Source organism: Kangiella sp. HZ709 (genome assembly GCF_009674675.1).
In the GTDB taxonomy this organism is placed as follows: domain Bacteria; phylum Pseudomonadota; class Gammaproteobacteria; order Enterobacterales; family Kangiellaceae; genus Kangiella.
Window position 1 is genome coordinate 1 of sequence record NZ_WKJC01000002.1, and the last position, 16751, is coordinate 16751.

At 38.5% G+C, this 16751-nt stretch carries 16 protein-coding genes; 9 read left to right on the forward strand and 7 right to left on the reverse strand.

Annotated features, from left to right (window positions below):
• Window positions 1-492 precede the first annotated feature (492 nt).
• A complete protein-coding gene (gene pssA / locus GJS41_RS08960) occupies window positions 493-1296 on the reverse strand; it encodes a CDP-diacylglycerol--serine O-phosphatidyltransferase (protein WP_154247032.1) in 804 nt (267 codons plus the stop codon).
• Between the two features lie 179 nt (window positions 1297-1475).
• Between pssA and GJS41_RS08965 the strand changes: the two genes are divergently transcribed.
• Both GJS41_RS08965 and GJS41_RS08970 read left to right on the forward strand, forming a co-directional pair.
• The gene (locus GJS41_RS08965; protein ID WP_154247033.1) at window positions 1476-1766 is read left to right on the forward strand and encodes a DUF3579 domain-containing protein; all 291 of its coding nucleotides are present in this window, start codon (window positions 1476-1478) and stop codon (window positions 1764-1766) included.
• A 57-nt stretch (window positions 1767-1823) separates the two neighbouring features.
• A complete protein-coding gene (locus GJS41_RS08970) occupies window positions 1824-2288 on the forward strand; it encodes a DUF4124 domain-containing protein (protein ID WP_154247034.1) in 465 nt (154 codons plus the stop codon).
• 46 nt (window positions 2289-2334) lie between these two features.
• Here GJS41_RS08970 and clpB read toward each other — a convergent pair whose 3' ends face one another.
• The 4 genes from clpB to rluD all read right to left on the reverse strand — a co-directional run bounded on the left by clpB (window position 2335) and on the right by rluD (window position 7436).
• Complete coding sequence (gene clpB / locus GJS41_RS08975; RefSeq protein WP_154247035.1) at window positions 2335-4902, reverse strand: ATP-dependent chaperone ClpB; 2568 nt, start codon at window positions 4900-4902, stop codon at window positions 2335-2337.
• Between the two features lie 110 nt (window positions 4903-5012).
• Complete coding sequence (locus GJS41_RS08980) at window positions 5013-5729, reverse strand: lysophospholipid acyltransferase family protein (RefSeq protein ID WP_154247036.1); 717 nt, start codon at window positions 5727-5729, stop codon at window positions 5013-5015.
• A 1-nt stretch (window position 5730) separates the two neighbouring features.
• The gene (pgeF, locus tag GJS41_RS08985) at window positions 5731-6456 is read right to left on the reverse strand and encodes a peptidoglycan editing factor PgeF (RefSeq protein WP_154247037.1); all 726 of its coding nucleotides are present in this window, start codon (window positions 6454-6456) and stop codon (window positions 5731-5733) included.
• A 5-nt stretch (window positions 6457-6461) separates the two neighbouring features.
• Window positions 6462-7436 (reverse strand): 23S rRNA pseudouridine(1911/1915/1917) synthase RluD, encoded by a 975-nt coding sequence (gene rluD / locus GJS41_RS08990; protein WP_154247038.1) that lies wholly within the window; start codon window positions 7434-7436, stop codon window positions 6462-6464.
• A gap of 149 nt (window positions 7437-7585) precedes the next feature.
• On the opposite strand from rluD, the gene GJS41_RS08995 reads away from it, so the two are divergent.
• On the forward strand, window positions 7586-8350 hold the full coding sequence (locus tag GJS41_RS08995) for an outer membrane protein assembly factor BamD (protein WP_154247039.1): 765 nt from the start codon (window positions 7586-7588) through the stop codon (window positions 8348-8350).
• Window positions 8351-8422: 72 nt separating this feature from the next.
• Here GJS41_RS08995 and GJS41_RS09000 read toward each other — a convergent pair whose 3' ends face one another.
• Both GJS41_RS09000 and GJS41_RS09005 read right to left on the reverse strand, forming a co-directional pair.
• On the reverse strand, window positions 8423-8761 hold the full coding sequence (locus GJS41_RS09000; RefSeq protein WP_370515684.1) for a P-II family nitrogen regulator: 339 nt from the start codon (window positions 8759-8761) through the stop codon (window positions 8423-8425).
• Window positions 8762-8790: 29 nt separating this feature from the next.
• The gene (locus GJS41_RS09005) at window positions 8791-10419 is read right to left on the reverse strand and encodes an NAD+ synthase (RefSeq protein ID WP_195758385.1); all 1629 of its coding nucleotides are present in this window, start codon (window positions 10417-10419) and stop codon (window positions 8791-8793) included.
• Between the two features lie 132 nt (window positions 10420-10551).
• Between GJS41_RS09005 and GJS41_RS11670 the strand changes: the two genes are divergently transcribed.
• The 6 genes from GJS41_RS11670 (at window position 10552) to rrtA (ending at window position 16749) form a co-directional block, all read left to right on the forward strand.
• Window positions 10552-12126 carry an ATP-binding protein gene (locus GJS41_RS11670; protein WP_154247041.1) on the forward strand — a complete coding sequence of 525 codons (1575 nt, stop codon included), beginning with the start codon at window positions 10552-10554 and terminating at the stop codon, window positions 12124-12126.
• Window positions 12110-13441 (forward strand): sigma-54 dependent transcriptional regulator, encoded by a 1332-nt coding sequence (locus GJS41_RS09015; protein WP_195758376.1) that lies wholly within the window; start codon window positions 12110-12112, stop codon window positions 13439-13441. Before GJS41_RS11670 ends, GJS41_RS09015 begins: the two co-directional genes overlap by 17 nt.
• Window positions 13442-13604: 163 nt before the next feature.
• Window positions 13605-14102 (forward strand): GspH/FimT family pseudopilin, encoded by a 498-nt coding sequence (locus tag GJS41_RS09020; RefSeq protein ID WP_154247457.1) that lies wholly within the window; start codon window positions 13605-13607, stop codon window positions 14100-14102.
• Window positions 14103-14142: 40 nt separating this feature from the next.
• Entirely contained in the window at window positions 14143-15525 is a 1383-nt protein-coding gene (gene ppnN, locus GJS41_RS09025) for a nucleotide 5'-monophosphate nucleosidase PpnN (RefSeq protein WP_154247043.1), read from the forward strand.
• 210 nt (window positions 15526-15735) lie between these two features.
• Window positions 15736-16140 carry a helix-turn-helix transcriptional regulator gene (locus GJS41_RS09030; RefSeq protein ID WP_195758377.1) on the forward strand — a complete coding sequence of 135 codons (405 nt, stop codon included), beginning with the start codon at window positions 15736-15738 and terminating at the stop codon, window positions 16138-16140.
• Window positions 16141-16749: a rhombosortase gene (rrtA, locus tag GJS41_RS09035; protein WP_154247044.1), complete on the forward strand. Its 609-nt coding sequence runs from the start codon at window positions 16141-16143 to the stop codon at window positions 16747-16749.
• Window positions 16750-16751 lie beyond the last annotated feature (2 nt).

Genomic DNA, 16751 nt, shown 5'->3' on the forward strand with positions numbered 1-16751 from the left:
ACTTATTAAAAATAAATCAATTAATCGAATTAATTTTAGGGTGTTGGTCACTTCATTGATAATGCGATGCATTACCTATCAAGTGCCCACACAAATTGTCTTACAAACTTTTAAAGAACGTCTTGGCAAAGAACTTGCTTTGCTCAAGTGGGCGCACATTATATATCGCCCTTAATCTCTGTCAATCATTTTTGCTTATTTTTTATTAAAAAAAGCAATATATTTTTGATTGAGCTTTTTTTCTTAGCTATGCCTCGAAAGAGATGCGCATTATAGGTAGTTTTAGTTAGCTGGCAAGCCTTTTTTCACACTTTTTTGATATTTTTTTTAAACGCTTGTTTCAGTGAATAAAAAGCGTACAAAAAGTCGCTACCAACCAACTTAGGATAAAAATTTCTAATGCAAAACCACTCTGAATAGCGACATGAATAATACTAGGAGTAATCGTCTGTTTGAAGCATGCTTATAGTATCGATTAAAAACTTGGAATTATTAAGAAATAGACTCACTTTCGTTATCAGTTTCTGTATCTTCTGTGTTCGATTTAGCTTTTTTGCGTTGTATCCGCTCTTCACGAATGTCTTTGAGGTGCCAGAGAGTTAATATCGGCCCTGACAAAGCATAGATCCCAAAACCGATAAACAAAACTTCTGGCGGGAAAGAAGCAATCAAAACAAATAGTAGCACCATTATAATGATACCCATAAAAGGTACCTTGCCTTTGGTATTTGCTCCTTTAAAACTTGAGTACCGAAAATTACTCACCATTAATAAGCCAGTAACAATGGTTAATATACCTATATAGATACCATAGGGTTTTGGCTCCCAACTGTATTCTACGCCTAACCAAACTAAGCCCGCTAAAATAGCAGCCGCAGAGGGACTTGCCAAACCTTGAAAATAGCGTTTATCAGCTGTTTCTACTTGAGTATTGAAGCGAGCTAGGCGTAAAGCGGCCGCTACTACATAAACAAAACTGGCTAGCCAGCCAAATTTACCTAAATCCGACAAAGCCCAATTATAAGCAACTAAAGCTGGCGCTATGCCAAAAGAGACCATATCGGCCATAGAGTCGTATTCTGCACCAAAGGCTGTTTGAGTATTGGTGATTCGAGCTATTCTGCCATCAAGTCCATCCATAATCATCGCAATGAAAATAGCGATTGCTGCATATTCAAAATGACCTTGCATCGATGCCACTACCGCATAAAAACCTGCAAAAAGACCTGCTGTGGTTAATAAATTGGGGATTAGATATATTCCTCTATGCGAGGAGAAGCGTTGACGCATTTTCATAAAAAGCTCTAATTGTGAAAGCTATACTATTGATATCTGTAGAATACCATATTAGTTAATTAGGTTTGAAGCACTTTCCATACGCATTTATTAATGGCATATTGGTTAAAAATTTGACAGAACAGTTGTTTCTGGCAAGATAGCCGCAATTTATAGGGCTCTAACAATTAAGAGTGGGCATGAGCGCATTAAGTAATAAACGATTTATTATTAAAGGTGTCACTGAAAACGGTGAGAAATTTCGTCCAAGTGATTGGGCAGAAAGAATGTGTGGCAATCTTTGCACCTTCAGAAATCGTCGTATGATGTATTCCCCGCTGTTAAGACCAGCAGTCATTGATGGGTATAAATGTATTATCATTAATGCCGCTTTGTCAGAGACAAATCCGAATCTTTTTGAGCAACTGTTCGAGTTTGCTAAGAAGAATAAGTTAGGCTTTACAGAAGAAGATATTGAATCAGTCGCTTGAGTTATCTAGCGCAAACTGTAAAAATGTCATTGATTTGTTTATTTAATAGGAAGAACCATGTCAAAACTTAAATTATTTTTGCTTACCGCTGTTACCGCGTTTACGATGAACGCAGCAATTGCTGGTGAAGTTATCTATAAATGGAAAGATAGCAATGGCAATATTAAATATACCCAATCAAAACCACCATCAGGTATTGATTACGTCACTATACGCAATAGAACTTCGACTAAAACTGACGCTGTGAAAACTTTTGAAGCTAAATCAGAAGTCGTCGATCCAGTGGCAGAAGAACAAGACAAAGTTATCGCCGCGCAAAATGCCGATAAAAATCGGGTAGACGCTATAAATGCTCAACGAGCTGAAAAGAATTGCGTTATCTCTAAGAATAATCTTGAAGCTTTAAATAGAAGCACTCGCATTCAGATTGAAGAAAATGGCGAGCGCCGTATGCTAACTGATGAGGAAAGGAACAATAGATTAAAAGAAGCAAAAGACAATATCGCTAAGTTCTGTAAATGAAAGTTCAGTTATAAAAAAAGCGAGCATTTAGCTCGCTTTTTTTTGCTTAGTTAAAAGTAAAAGTACCATCTGTTAGTGAAACCTTTATCTCAGTTCCTTTGGTAAAATCACCATTTAAGAGTTTTTGCGCCAATGGGTTTTCAATATAAGATTGAATAGCACGTTTGAGCGGTCGAGCGCCATAAACTGGATCGAACCCAAGCTCCGCAAGATGGTTCATAGCCTCTACTGTAAAACTAATACTTAAGCCAAGTTCTCTCAACCGTTTATTCAAATTCGATAGTTGTATATTAGCAATATTCTTAACTGCCGCCTTATCTAAACTATGGAATACCACAGTTTCATCAATCCGATTGATAAACTCTGGACGGAAAAAACTACTCATAGCATCCAGTAGCTGGGACTTTAAATCTAAACTCGAAGAATTCGGATCAAAATTTTGAATCAGATCTGAACCTAAATTAGAAGTCATCACCAGCACGGTATTTCTAAAATCTACCGTCCGCCCTTGACTATCAGTCAAGCGACCATCTTCCAAGACTTGCAATAAGATATTAAAAACATCTGCATGCGCTTTTTCAACCTCATCAAAGAGCACTACCGAATAAGGCTTCCTTCTCACAGCTTCGGTTAAGTAGCCCCCCTCTTCGTAACCCAAATAACCTGGAGGCGCACCAATTAACCTAGCCACAGCATGCTTTTCCATAAACTCAGACATGTCGATACGAATCATCGAATCTTCCGTATCAAACAAAAATTCAGCTAAGGATTTACAAAGTTCTGTTTTACCAACTCCCGTTGGCCCTAAGAATAAGAAAGAACCATTCGGTCGATTGGGATCAGACAAACCTGCGCGAGAACGACGAACGGCATTGGATACTGCGACAACAGCTTCATCTTGCCCAACCACTCTTTGATGCAAATAACTTTCCATTTGCAGTAGCTTTTCTTTTTCTCCCTGCATCATTTTTGAAACAGGAATACCCGTCCATTTAGCGACCACTTCTGCAATTTCATGTTCTGTCACATTATTACGAAGTAAAGTCATCTCCAAATCTTTTGCTTCGTCGACACTTGCCAATTTAGATTCAAGCTCTGGAATTAATCCATATTGCAGTTCAGACATTTTAGCTAAATCACTGGCACGTTGTGCCGCTTCAAGATCCGTTCTAGCTTTATCCAAATCAGCCTTAATACTTTGAGTACCTTGTACTGCGGCTTTTTCAGCAGTCCAAACATCATTTAACTCAGCAAATTCTTTTTCAAGCTGGACTATTTCAGTTTCTAATTCATTTAAGCGTTGCTTTGAGCCTTCATCAGATTCTTTTTTCAAAGCTTCACGTTGAATTTTTAATTGAATCAAACGGCGATCCAGCTTATCCATGACCTCAGGCTTAGAATCAATTTCCATTCGGATGCGACTAGCAGCCTCATCAATTAAATCAATAGCCTTATCAGGAAGTTGACGATCCGTGATATAGCGTTGAGATAAACTGGTTGCTGCCACAATTGCTGGATCAGTAATTTCTACTCCATGATGCACTTCATATCGCTCTTTCAAGCCACGCAATATGGCAATGGTATCTTCAGTAGTAGGCTCATCCACTAAAACTTTTTGGAATCGTCTTTCTAAAGCTGCATCTTTTTCTACATATTGCCGATACTCATCCAAAGTAGTAGCGCCAACGCAATGTAGCTCGCCACGAGCCAAGGCTGGTTTTAGCATATTCCCAGCATCCATTGCACCCTCTGCTTTACCTGCACCTACCATGGTATGCAATTCATCTATAAATAAAATAATTTGTCCTTCTTGTTTTGACAAATCTTTGAGCACTGCTTTTAAACGTTCTTCAAACTCGCCGCGAAATTTTGCACCCGCTATTAAAGCACCCATATCTAAAGACAATACTTTTTTGTTTTTAATACCTTCTGGGACTTCCCCATTAATTATACGTTGGGCTAAACCTTCTATGATAGCGGTTTTACCCACTCCAGGCGCGCCAATTAATACAGGGTTATTTTTACTTCGACGCTGCAATACTTGAATACATCGTCGAATCTCATCATCGCGCCCAATAACGGGATCTAACTTGCCACTTTCCGCTTGTTCAGTTAAATCAATGGTGTACTTTTCAAGAGCTTGACGATTATCTTCGGCATTGGGGTCATTAACACTTTGATCGCCTCGCACTCTCTGAATCGCCTCTTCTAGCAATTGGCTAGTGACTCCGTTATCTTTTAAAACTTTGCCTAGAGTTTTATCTCCAAGCGATGCTAATAAAAATAGTTCCGAAGAAATATATTGGTCATTTCGTTGTTGAGCCAATTTATCGCACACATTCAGTAATGCCCCCAAGCTTTGTGATAAGTGCACTTCACCGGGTGCGCCGCTTACTTGAGGCAATTTGGTTAATTCTTGTTGTAAGCTGTTAGCCAATGAATTGGGATGAACGCCAATTTGCGACAAGATTCCCACCACACTATTACCCTGCTGCTGTAACATGGCTAATAGTAAATGTACGGGCTCAATATATTGGTGGTCTTGACCAACAGCTAACGATTGGGCATCGGATAAAGCGTTTTGAAACTTACTGGTTAATTTATCCATTCTCATAATTTCGATCTCCACATGAGAAATGCAAGATTAATACTTGCTTCTATAACATGCTTAATTTATGAGGGTAGATTAAACTAATTCAAGAGAAGGTTAATGAGTATGATCAATTAAAGCTTGTTTCTATGACCAAGTAGCAACTCTCCCAGCCTTAACAAACTATCTTCTTCAGAAAAGAATTCATGGCTAAGATTTGAAAACTGCTGTACTTGAGAATTGGAGCGCATAAAAAGTGGTTTGAAGACGCTTCCCTGTCCATTGACACCCGACAATCTTGCGACAAAAATTGGGGCCTTGGAAAACTCTGCCAGCTTCTTAATACCGGGCTTTACTCGATAAGGCTCTTCATGGTCTAAATGGATTTTACCATGAGGGAATAACGCTATAATTTCGCCTTTATCTAAAGCTCGTTTCGCTTGACGAAAAGCAATGTCAGCACGACCAGTTCTATCTACCGGAATACAACCAGCACCTTTAAAAAGCCAATTGAGATACCAACGTTCATACTCTTCTTTGGCTATCATAAATCGGATCGGACGATCGCAAGCAGCAATTAAGAGAAAAGGATCAATCCCCGATAGATGATTGGAAATGACTAGCGCACCACCGTCTTTTGGTAATTTAAAACACTTGCTATCAGTTTCAAGCCCGATAAAATTCAGGTTATGGAAATTATGACAATAATAGCGAAATACGCCGTCTATCTTATTTAAAAATCTAGAACCCCAATCGACCTGGTTGTACTTTTTGCCGAGAAAATTAAGCCGTAAAAGATAGACTATAAAAAGTAAAACGAAAGTTATAAAAATAATAGTCGTATAAGACATTTTAACTTTCCATCCAAATCATTGAAGCCATCCGTCCGGTGACGCCGTCACGACGATAAGAAAAGAAGTGTTCATCTTTTTCGTAGCTACATAACCCGCTTTGATAAACCTCAACTCCATACTGAGTTAGTTTCATTTCCGCTATTCCAGGTAAATCTGCCAAATACTTTTTATTGAAATTTTGTATGAAAAATTTCTCTGTTTTTGGCTCGGCTTTAAGGAAAAGATCTTTTACTTCACGCCCTACTTCGAAATGCTTTTGACTGATGGCAGGTCCAATCCAAGCCAGTAGTTCATCGGGTTTAGCGTATTTTTGAACCGCTTTTTCTAAAATACCATCTACTAAACCACGCCAGCCCGCATGAACCGCAGCCACAAAGTCACCGCTTTTCGAACACAGGAGAACAGGCAGGCAGTCAGCTGTCATAACAACACAGGGTTGATTAGAATTCCGGGTAAAGCTAGCATCAGCTGTAGTGCCAAATAATGAGGGAGCATACTCCACTACTACTGTTGAATGAGTTTGATTCAGCCATATAGGCTCTACAGGATGCTTCGCAATCCTTTTCAAAGTATCTCGATTGAGTCTGACATCTTTATCTAGATCGCCAACGTGCAATGCTAAATTAAAACTTGCATAAGGTGCAACGCTTACTCCTGCTTCACGAGTGGTTGAAACCGCTTTGATATTATCTGGCGCAGGCCAATAAGGCTTTATCAATCTCAAACTGACTATTCCTGATTTTCGTAAAAAGCCTTGTTTTTTCTTAAAGCTACTAGTAGCTGTTGCATATCATCCGGTAATTCAGCTTGCCACTCTATATAATCGCCCGTAGTTGGATGTTGTAGTCCAAGTAAGCATGCATGCAGTGCTTGGCGCCTAAAGCCTCCCATAATCTCACTAAGCTCTGAAGTAATTTGAGTTGGGGTGCGATAACGACCACCGTACAAAGGATCACCAATCAGAGGAAACTTCAAATGCGCCATATGCACACGGATTTGGTGAGTACGGCCTGTTTCTAGACGCAACTTGATATGACTATGATCTAAGAATTTTTCAACAACACGGTAATGAGTTATCGCTCTTTTACCATCCGGCGTGACCGCCATAGAAGTACGTTTAGTTGGATGGCGACCAATCGGTGCATCAATTGTGCTACCTGAAACCATCACTCGATTAGTTACTGCATCATATTCACGGGTGAATGCGCGGCGCTGTAATTGCTCAACTAAGTCGGTATGTGCTGCAATAGTTTTAGCTACCACTAATAAACCTGTCGTTTCTTTATCCAAACGATGGATGATCCCGGCTCTTGGTAAATTTGCTAATTCCGGAGCATGGTGTAATAAGGCATTAACAAGAGTACCATCCTTATTGCCGGCCCCAGGATGAACCACTAAGCCTGCTGGCTTATTAATCACCAACAAATCATCATCCTCATAAGCAATATTGAGATCTATAGGTTGTGGCTTCCAATCGCCTTCTACTTTGATTTCCGCATTAATTTCAATTTCTTCAAAGCCGTCAAGTTTTTGCTTGCTGGCAGTAATAACTTGATCATTAACTTTGACATAGCCATTTTTTATCCAATCTTGGATTCTTGAACGCGAATACTCAGGAAATTCTTGTGCTAAAGCAAAATCTAAACGTTGCCCATAAACTTTTTCGTCAAATAGGTGTCTGATTTCAACAGATTGAGTGGTCATAGTGGTTACTCGTCGTAATTATGGGCGCATAAACCAAAGCTAGCGGTAATTAGGCCAATGTAAATTCACGTAATAAAGATTGGCGTGACTGTCTAGCTCGGTTAGAATGTGCCACATTGTAACAGGCTCTAATTAAACAGAAAATCTATATGCAAAAACAATTATTATTAATTTTGGCAATCGCGGGACTTTTTTTGGCTGGTTGTTCTTCGACTCCAGAATCAGAAGATAAAACTGAGGTTGAATCGCTGACAGCGCAGGAGTTAACCACTAAAGCAAAATCTGCTTTAAATGCGGGTAACTACACTAGAGCTATTGAGTTAATGGAAGAAATCGATACTCGCTATCCATTTGGTCGAATTTCTGAGCAAGTAAAGCTGGATCTTATTTTTGCCTATTTTAAAAAAGGTACCTACGATCAAGGTCAGTTACAAGCCGATCGCTTTATTCGCCAGCATCCTCAGCACAAAAGTTTAGATTATGTCTATTACATGAAAGGCATCATGTACTATGAACAAGAACGTGGTTTCTTGAAAGACTTGTTAAGCGCCGATATCCATAAGCGCGACACGACTAACCTTAAAGCGGCTTTTGATAGCTTCCGCTCTTTGGTGCAAGTTTACCCAGACAGTGACTATGCACCTGATGCTCGTCAACGCATGATTCAGGTTAAAAATTTATTGGCTCAACACGAATTACATATCGCTAAATTTTATATGGCTAGAGACAGCTATGTAGGCGCCGCAAATCGTGCTAAGTACATCGTTGAAGCTTATCCTAAATCAAGCTCAGTTCCGCAGGCTTTAGAAATTCTAGTGAATTCTTATAAATTCTTGGATATTCCAGAATTATCAGAGCAATACCGTCGTGTATTATTATTAAACTATCCAGGTTATGAATTAGCCGAGTTTTAAAAACCGCTTACTAATAAAAAGGCGCTGACTTAACCAAAAGCAGCGCCTTTTTTATTACAAGATTTTTAATCTCTATACGGCTTCGGTACCTTCTTCGCCAGTTCTTATTCTGACTACTTGCTCAACAGGGCAGACAAAGATTTTACCATCACCAATTTTACCCGTACGAGCCACTTCAACAATAGTCTCAACGCAACGCTCCACTAAATCATCAGCAACTACGATTTCAACTTTTGCTTTTGGTAAAAAATCCACCATATATTCCGCCCCTCGATAAAGCTCTGTATGGCCTTTTTGTCGACCAAAGCCTTTCACTTCAGTGACGGTCATACCGTTAACCCCAATTTCCGTTAAGGCTTCACGAATATCATCCAGCTTAAAAGGCTTTATAATTGCTTCTATTTTTTTCACAGTATTCCCCGATAAAATCTTCGCGTTAATTATGTAAATTGTCGGCCATAGCCCGAAGTAATTGGATAGCGTCTATCCCGCCCAAAAGCTCTTGGGCTTATTCGCACTCCAGGAGCGGATTGACGTCTTTTGTGCTCATTTATATCAACCAACCAAATAACTCGCCTAACAACCGCTTCGTCAAAGCCCAAAGCAACAATTTCGGCGATTGATTTATCCTCTTCCACATAGGCTTGCAAAATTGGATCTAAGATATCATAGGGTGGTAAATTATCTTCATCTTTTTGATCCGGAGCCAACTCAGCCGAAGGAGCACGAGTGATAACACGCTCAGGGATCACTGGCGAGATACTATTTCTGTAGTTAGCTAATCGATACACCATGGTTTTGGGCACATCTTTAAGTGGATTAAAGCCGCCACACATATCACCATATAAAGTACAGTAGCCAACGGCCACTTCCGACTTATTCCCTGTAGTTAAGACTATTCGTCCAAATTTATTGGATAAAGCCATCAAAAGAGTTCCACGCGAACGAGCCTGAATATTCTGCTCGGTAACATTGGGCTCAGTACCTGTAAACTTTTCCGCAAGCTGCGTCATAAAAGCTTGATACATAGGCTCAATAGAAATAATATCAAATTCGATACCCAAAGCTTCAGCTTCTGCAGTAGCATCTTCAATGCTCATGCTGGCAGTGTATTTAAAAGGCATCATGACAGCATTAACATTACCAGCACCAAGCGCATCCACAGCTACCGCTAAAGTAACCGCTGAGTCGATACCACCTGATAAGCCAAGCAAAGCTCCGCTCATACCATTTTTATGAATATAGTCACGGGTACCTAATACTAAAGCTTGCCAAATTTCAGCTTCATCATGTAGCTGCTGCGACGTTATTCTATCGGTAGAGATTTGATTAAGATGCTCATCAAATTCAAAAACCACAAAATCTTCTTCAAATTCATTAGCTGTGAATACAGACTTACCGTCAATGCCATAAGCAATAGAAGCGCCATCAAATAACAGTTCATCTTGTCCACCAACTTGATTGACATAGAGCACAGGTATTTGGTTTTCCTTGGCTCTTGCACCAACTTCAGTTTCGCGGCGATGCCCCTTACCATAATAATAAGGTGAAGCATTAGGACTGACTATAATTTGTGCTCCTGCATTTTTACAGTTCCGAGCTGGCTCGGGAAACCATAAATCTTCACAAATCAAGATGCCCACATTCACGCCTTTAAAGGGAATAACACAGTTTTCTTTACCGGCTGTAAAATAACGTTTTTCGTCAAATACCGAATAATTGGGCAATAGTTGCTTCTTATAGGTAACCTGAACTCTTCCCTGATGAATAAAGCTGGCACAATTAAAGATCAAATCACCCTCTTTTGTAGGGTGCCCCACCACTAAGGCCACTGAAGAGTTTAATTGAGCTAATTGCTGTAAAGCATCTTCAATCAAATCATATAAATCACTGCGTAACAGCAAGTCTTCAGGTGGGTATGAGCATAAGGCAAGCTCAGATAGAACCAGTAACTCAGCATTTTGAGTTTCAGCCTGCTGCAGCGACTTTTGAATCAAATGTAAATTATGTTTTATATCACCAACAATATAGTTGTTTTGGGCTATTGCGATACGCATAGTTAAACTCAACAATAATTTTTGACTATTCTCCCTCAATTCTACATTTTTTCAATGAGTTATCCTATTATTCCTTGAAAAGATGCCAATATGTAATTACTCTCTGCAGAGGAACTAAGATCGAGATCTTATGGAGAGAACTGCGTGAATGCACAAGATCAAAAACTAGAGCTAGGCTGGCAATTTATGCGCTACTACAGCCTGATAAGAGTAGTGGTGGCCTTCTACTTCCTTATCAGTCCATTTGTTTTTGATCTTAGCCCTGCTGGAGATGCATCTCAATTTTATAACAGCATAGCCATTAGCTACTTTATACTAGCGACTTTATTGCTGTTTATATCACTTTCAGAAAAACGATTTAATATACTATCTATAGTCAAGCCGATGATTGATATTGGCTTTATTTCTTTACTGGCTTTTGCCAGCAATAGTGATACTGCTGGCTACGCCATTATAATGGCGACAGTTTCTGTTTTTGCCATACTACTGCTAAGACATCGTTTAGCACTGCTGTATGGAATCGTTGCAACCATAGCGTTAGTCATGGTCAAGACATTAAAAACCGATTCGATAAGCGAATCTGATTACATGAACCTGTTCTTGCAAGCTTTTGCAATCCTTACTGTATCGCTTTTGGGTAATATGTTGGCTCGAAGATTAACGAACTACGAATCAGAAGCGATTGAGAACAGCTATTTAATTAGCGATATGCATCAGCTCAATAGTAATATTATTAATAATATGAAACGTGGCCTGATAGTAATCGATGAGAATTTTAAGCTACTCTATATTAACAAGATTGCCTGGTATTATATCGGCAATCCGCCTTCCCCCACTGGGAAATATCTAAAGTTTCTGCTCCCTGAACTACAGCAACAAGTAGAAGGTCTGCAGTCGCAGGAACTAGAGGGCTCATTAATTAAGTTAAGCCCTTCTAGTCCAAGGCTTCTGCCTAAGTTTTCTCGCTTAAAAAACGATAATAAAATTTTAATTACTCTAGAAGATTATTCAAAAATCTCTAAAAAGATACAGCAAGCAAAACTCGCCTCACTAGGTCAACTAACTGCCAGCATTGCTCATGAAATCCGCAACCCTTTAAGCGCTATCAACCAAGCAAGTCAAATGTTTGATGAAATAGAAACTGCTAGCCAACAAGAAAAAGACTTGTTGCGTATTATTCAACGTCAATCAAAACGAATTAATAACATCATCGAGAATGTTCAGATGGTCTCTAAGCGCAAAACACCTTCTCGCCAGGAAGTTTATTTAGAGCGCTTTTTAGAAAGCTTTGTGCACGAATTTAAGTTAGGCCTCAACCATACAGCTGAAATTTTCATCAATCCTCTTGACGAAAATGTTAAGGTGAAATTTGATCAAGGGCAGTTAAAGCAAGTTCTATCCAACCTCATTGAAAATGGCTTGAAATACAGTTTTATCAACACAAAAAAATATAGCATTAATTTAAATGCCGAATATGACAAAAATAATAAAAATGTATATCTTGACGTTATCGATCAGGGCATAGGGATCCCTCTAGATCAAATGGAAAAGATTTTTGAACCATTTTATACCACCAATCATGATGGTACTGGCTTAGGCTTGTACATCTCTAGAGAATTATGTGAAGCCAACGGAGCGCAATTAGAACCCATACCTATTGCCTTCGGGGGCGCTTGTTTTAGAATTATTTTTGATGCCAATTATGAAGTCTCCAATTAAAAACCCCAAAGTACTTATCATTGATGATGAAGCTGATATCCGTCATCTTTTGGCCATGAGTTTAGTACAACTCAATATTGAAGTAGATTGTGCAAAGGATGTCGCTGAAGGCATGAGATATTTGCAAAAACAAAGCTATAACCTGTGCCTGACTGATATGAAACTACCAGACGGTAATGGCTTGTCTATTGTAGAACACTGCCATAAAAACCTGCCACAGATGCCTATCGCAGTTATTACTGCATTTGGCAACACTGATACCGCCGTAAAGGCTATGAAATTTGGCGCTTTTGATTTTGTTGCTAAACCTATCGAGTTAGTACAATTAAGGCATCTGATCCAGAATGCGTTTAAATACAATGCAGAAGAAACTGCTGCAGAAAAAATTTATCCCATTGATTTCTTCAACGGCTCCAGTACTACTATTTCTAACTTTAGGCAGCAATTAAGTAAAATTAACAAATCCAATGCGCCAGTGATTATTAATGGCGCTAACGGTACTGAAAAAGAAACCGTAGCTCAGTATATTCACGATCAAAGTTCGCGCGGAGAGTATGAAGCTGTTTATCTTGACTGTAGTACAGAACAGCAAGAAATGATTGATGAATTACTATTTAAAACCTCCGAGCCAGATAAAAATTTATTAATACAAGCTCATCAAAGTAGTCTTATCATTAATAATGTGCATTTACTTAGCAAAGCATCTCAGAAGCGCTTGCTACAAGTGCTCGAAACTAAATCTTTAAAAATCAATGACCAAAAAGAACAAATCATTGATATTAGAGTACTTGCCTGCTCATCGGAGAACCTTGATAAATATGTAGCGAGTTTGGAGCTAAGAGAAGATCTTTTCTTCAGGTTAGATGTACTTAGATTATCTATACCATCGATATCTCAACGCATAGAAGATTTTTCTGAATTACTGAACTACTGTTTAAACTCTTTATCTATTGATAAGAAGCTTGCACCTAATGCGAGTGCTAAGTTAGAAAAGTATGATTTCCCTTATAATTATCGCGAGCTTAGAAAAATTTTAATTAACGCTAACCACCAATCTGTTACGGAAGATATTGCACTTGAAGATTTAGACTTCAGCTATGCAACGAATATCCAAGCAGCCAGTCAGAATCAGACTGAGTCACTTATTTCATCACGGGGTGATTTAAGTTTAGATGAGTATGTTACAGAGATTGAGCGCCAAGAAATTCGCGCTGCGCTTAATCAAACTCGTTGGAATCGTACAGAGGCCGCAAAATTACTAGGTATTAGCTTTAGAACTATTCGCTACAAGATTAAGAAACTGGAAATAGAATAATTTAACTAAACCTTTGCTTTCCTTAAATAGAACCTCTTTATATTTTGGCAAATAGCTGCCAATACCTTAAGAGATCTCCTACAACGTATAGTGACTTAGCGACTAAAGTACTCAATATAACTGAGCTATATTTAAATCTCTTCAATAAATCAAAGGATTGATTATGACAAAGGGATTTACTTTAATTGAATTATTAGTCAGCTTATCGATATTCAGTATCGTTGCCTCTTTTGCAGCCCCAAGTCTACATAGGTTTATACAGAAGCAACACCTAATTGCAGACATTTCAACCGTTTTAAGTTTAATGAACAGTGCAAAAAATGAAGCTATAAAAAGTAATACAAATATAACCATATGCGGGAAAAGCAGCGCTGCAGAATGCAGTAGGAATTGGCAAGAACTGAAAGTTCAGTCGCCGATTAATCATCAATTACTTTACAGTGCAAAACTAACGGGTAATTATCGTTCTGTTATGTGGAGTAGTTTTCAGCGCAAGACCAGCTTAATATTCAATGCGCGTGGTTATACTGATCACCTCAATGGAAGTCTCTACTTTTGTCATACCCGTTATCCAGAATTAAATCGAGTAATAAGAGTCAGTAAATCCGGGCGAGCGACAATCTACTCTGATAAGAAATCTATAGGTAAACGCTGCGATTAGACAAGTTATCATTGTCATGTGCTAAAATGTTTACAAGCCTATGAACAAAAATAATATTGTGACTGAAGTTATTAAACAAACAGAAATTATCGCTCAATCAGGATTAGAGCTACTGACCAATGATGAGATTAAATTACTCAGTAAAGATACTAATGGCGAGCAATATCTACTGCTAAAAAAATGTATCTTAGCAGTGCTCAATAGCGGCGAAGCAACTGATAACATTTATCACGTCCATAATCAGCTACCTGATTTTGATGTCGAAATCATACCTTTAAACAAAGGCCTTAAGCTTAAAATCTTTAATGCTCCTAAGTCTGCATTTGTTGATAATAAGATGATAAATGGACTACAAGAGCAAGTCTTTAGCGTACTAAGAGATATCGTTTTTCTTAAGCAAGAGCTGGAGTTTAACAGCCGAATTGATTTTAAAAGCTCCAAAGGCATCAGTAATGCCATTTTCCATATACTTCGTAATGCAAAAGCTTTGCAGGTCGGTGAAGAGCCCTCTATGGTAGTTTGTTGGGGTGGCCACTCCATTCCAAAACACGAATATAAATACACTAAAGATGTCGGCTACCAGTTAGGGCTAAGAGGACTGAATGTTATAACTGGTTGTGGCATTGGGGCTATGAAAGGCCCAATGAAAGGAGCTTTAATTGGTCATACAAAGCAGCGGATTTGTTCTGGACGTTATGTGGGAATAACAGAACCTGCAATTATTGCTGCAGAATCTCCCAATCCCATAGTAAACGAACTAATTATTATGCCGGATATCGAAAAACGATTAGAAGCATTCGTTCGACTAGGTCATGGTATTATCGTTTTTCCTGGTGGAGCAGGAACTGCTGAAGAAATTTTGTATATATTAGGCTTATTGCTGGAGCCTAAAAATAAAACCATTCCTTTTCCTTTAATATTTACTGGTCCTAAAGAGTCTAAATCTTATTTTGAAGACATTGATAATTTTATTGAGAAGACCCTAGGTCCGGAAGCGCAAGCGAAGTACCAAATTATTATTGATGCACCTGATAAGGTAGCCAAAGCCATTCAAACAGGCATCGCAGAAGTAAGAGAATACCGTAAGACTAAGCAAGACGCCTACCATTACAACTGGCAATTAACCATTGATTGGGATCTGCAAGAAGAATTTGTACCTGATCATCTGAATATGGCAAAACTCAATCTAAGCACTAATCAAGCAGCACATGAATTAGCGGCTAATTTGAGGAAGGCTTTTTCGGGTATAGTCGCTGGCAACATCAAAGAGCAAGGAATTGCAGCCGTCATGCAACATGGCCCATACCAGCTTTCGGGTGATAAGGAGATTATGAATGAAATGGATAATCTCCTTAAAAATTTCATTAAACAAGGAAGAATGAAGCTTAACCAAGAAGGTTATCAACCTTGCTACGAAATATAAAAAAAAGGCTAAGCACTAAGCTTAGCCAAAATTCCACCATATAGCTGAAGGAAACCTTTACTAGCTCAATAGTAAAATCAATGCTTTATTTGACCTCGAGACTGTGATAAAACTGTTTCTAGGTGAAGCATGTCTGAACTAGATATGTATTTGATATTAATGCATATACGCATTAAAAACAATGCAAATTTGCATTAAAATGTAAAATTTATGAGTGATGTATTAGAACAATTACGCGAGTTGATGAAGAGCTTAGGCGAAACCGACTACTCTCTTCAAAATAAAGCACACATAAGTCAATCAACTATTTACCGTATCGTTGAAGGTAAAACTTCTGATCCTGGTATATACAAGGTTGACAATTTAGCACGCTCTATGGGTCATTGCTTATCTATTGTGCCTTTGAGTGAATTTTCTCAAAAACTACAAGATATTAACGATGTTCATGCATTAAGCGAAACCATAGCGCTAATTGATGGGATTGCTAAAAGTCGTGGTTCTGAATTTTCCCCAATGGAAAAAGCTGAGTTAATATTGGCAAATTACAAAACTATTGCCCAAGACAATCAACAAAAACACACGCCTCTACAAAACGTTATTAATCTAAAAAAATAAATGCTCAACTTTTTGAAAAACTACTGGTTCTTCATCGGTATCAGTAGCCTTGTGCTAGTGTTACTATTACTAGAACCCACTTCATCAAACTGGCTAGCCTATAGACGCCTGTCTATCAGTAATGGGGAGGTTTGGCGTTTCATAACTCCAAATCTAGTTCATTTAGGAGTCGTCCATACACTAATGAACCTTGTAGGCTTTTGGTTAATTGTCTTGATTTTTAGACCATTACTTAAGATGCAAGATTGGATAATTTGGATAATCTCACTTTATATCTTAAATATTGTTGGTATTCATTTGTTTTTACCAGAATTAAGCCGTTATGTAGGAATGTCAGGCGCTTTATACGGTTTAATTTCAGCTGCATGCGTTGCTGAAATGCGTTTTAAAGTAAAGCTTAGCGCCCTGCTTCTTATAATCGTTGGATTAAAAATATTTGCACCGCAAATTTTTGGCATCAGAGCAGAATATAATGATCTTATTGGTGGTTATGTCGTCGAAGAATCACACATCATTGGCTTTATTCAAGGGATATTTGTAGGATTGCTTTGGCCAAAAAGCCGGTTAAATAAACCAGCTTTTGAAGCTTTAATACAAAAGAAAAAATAAGC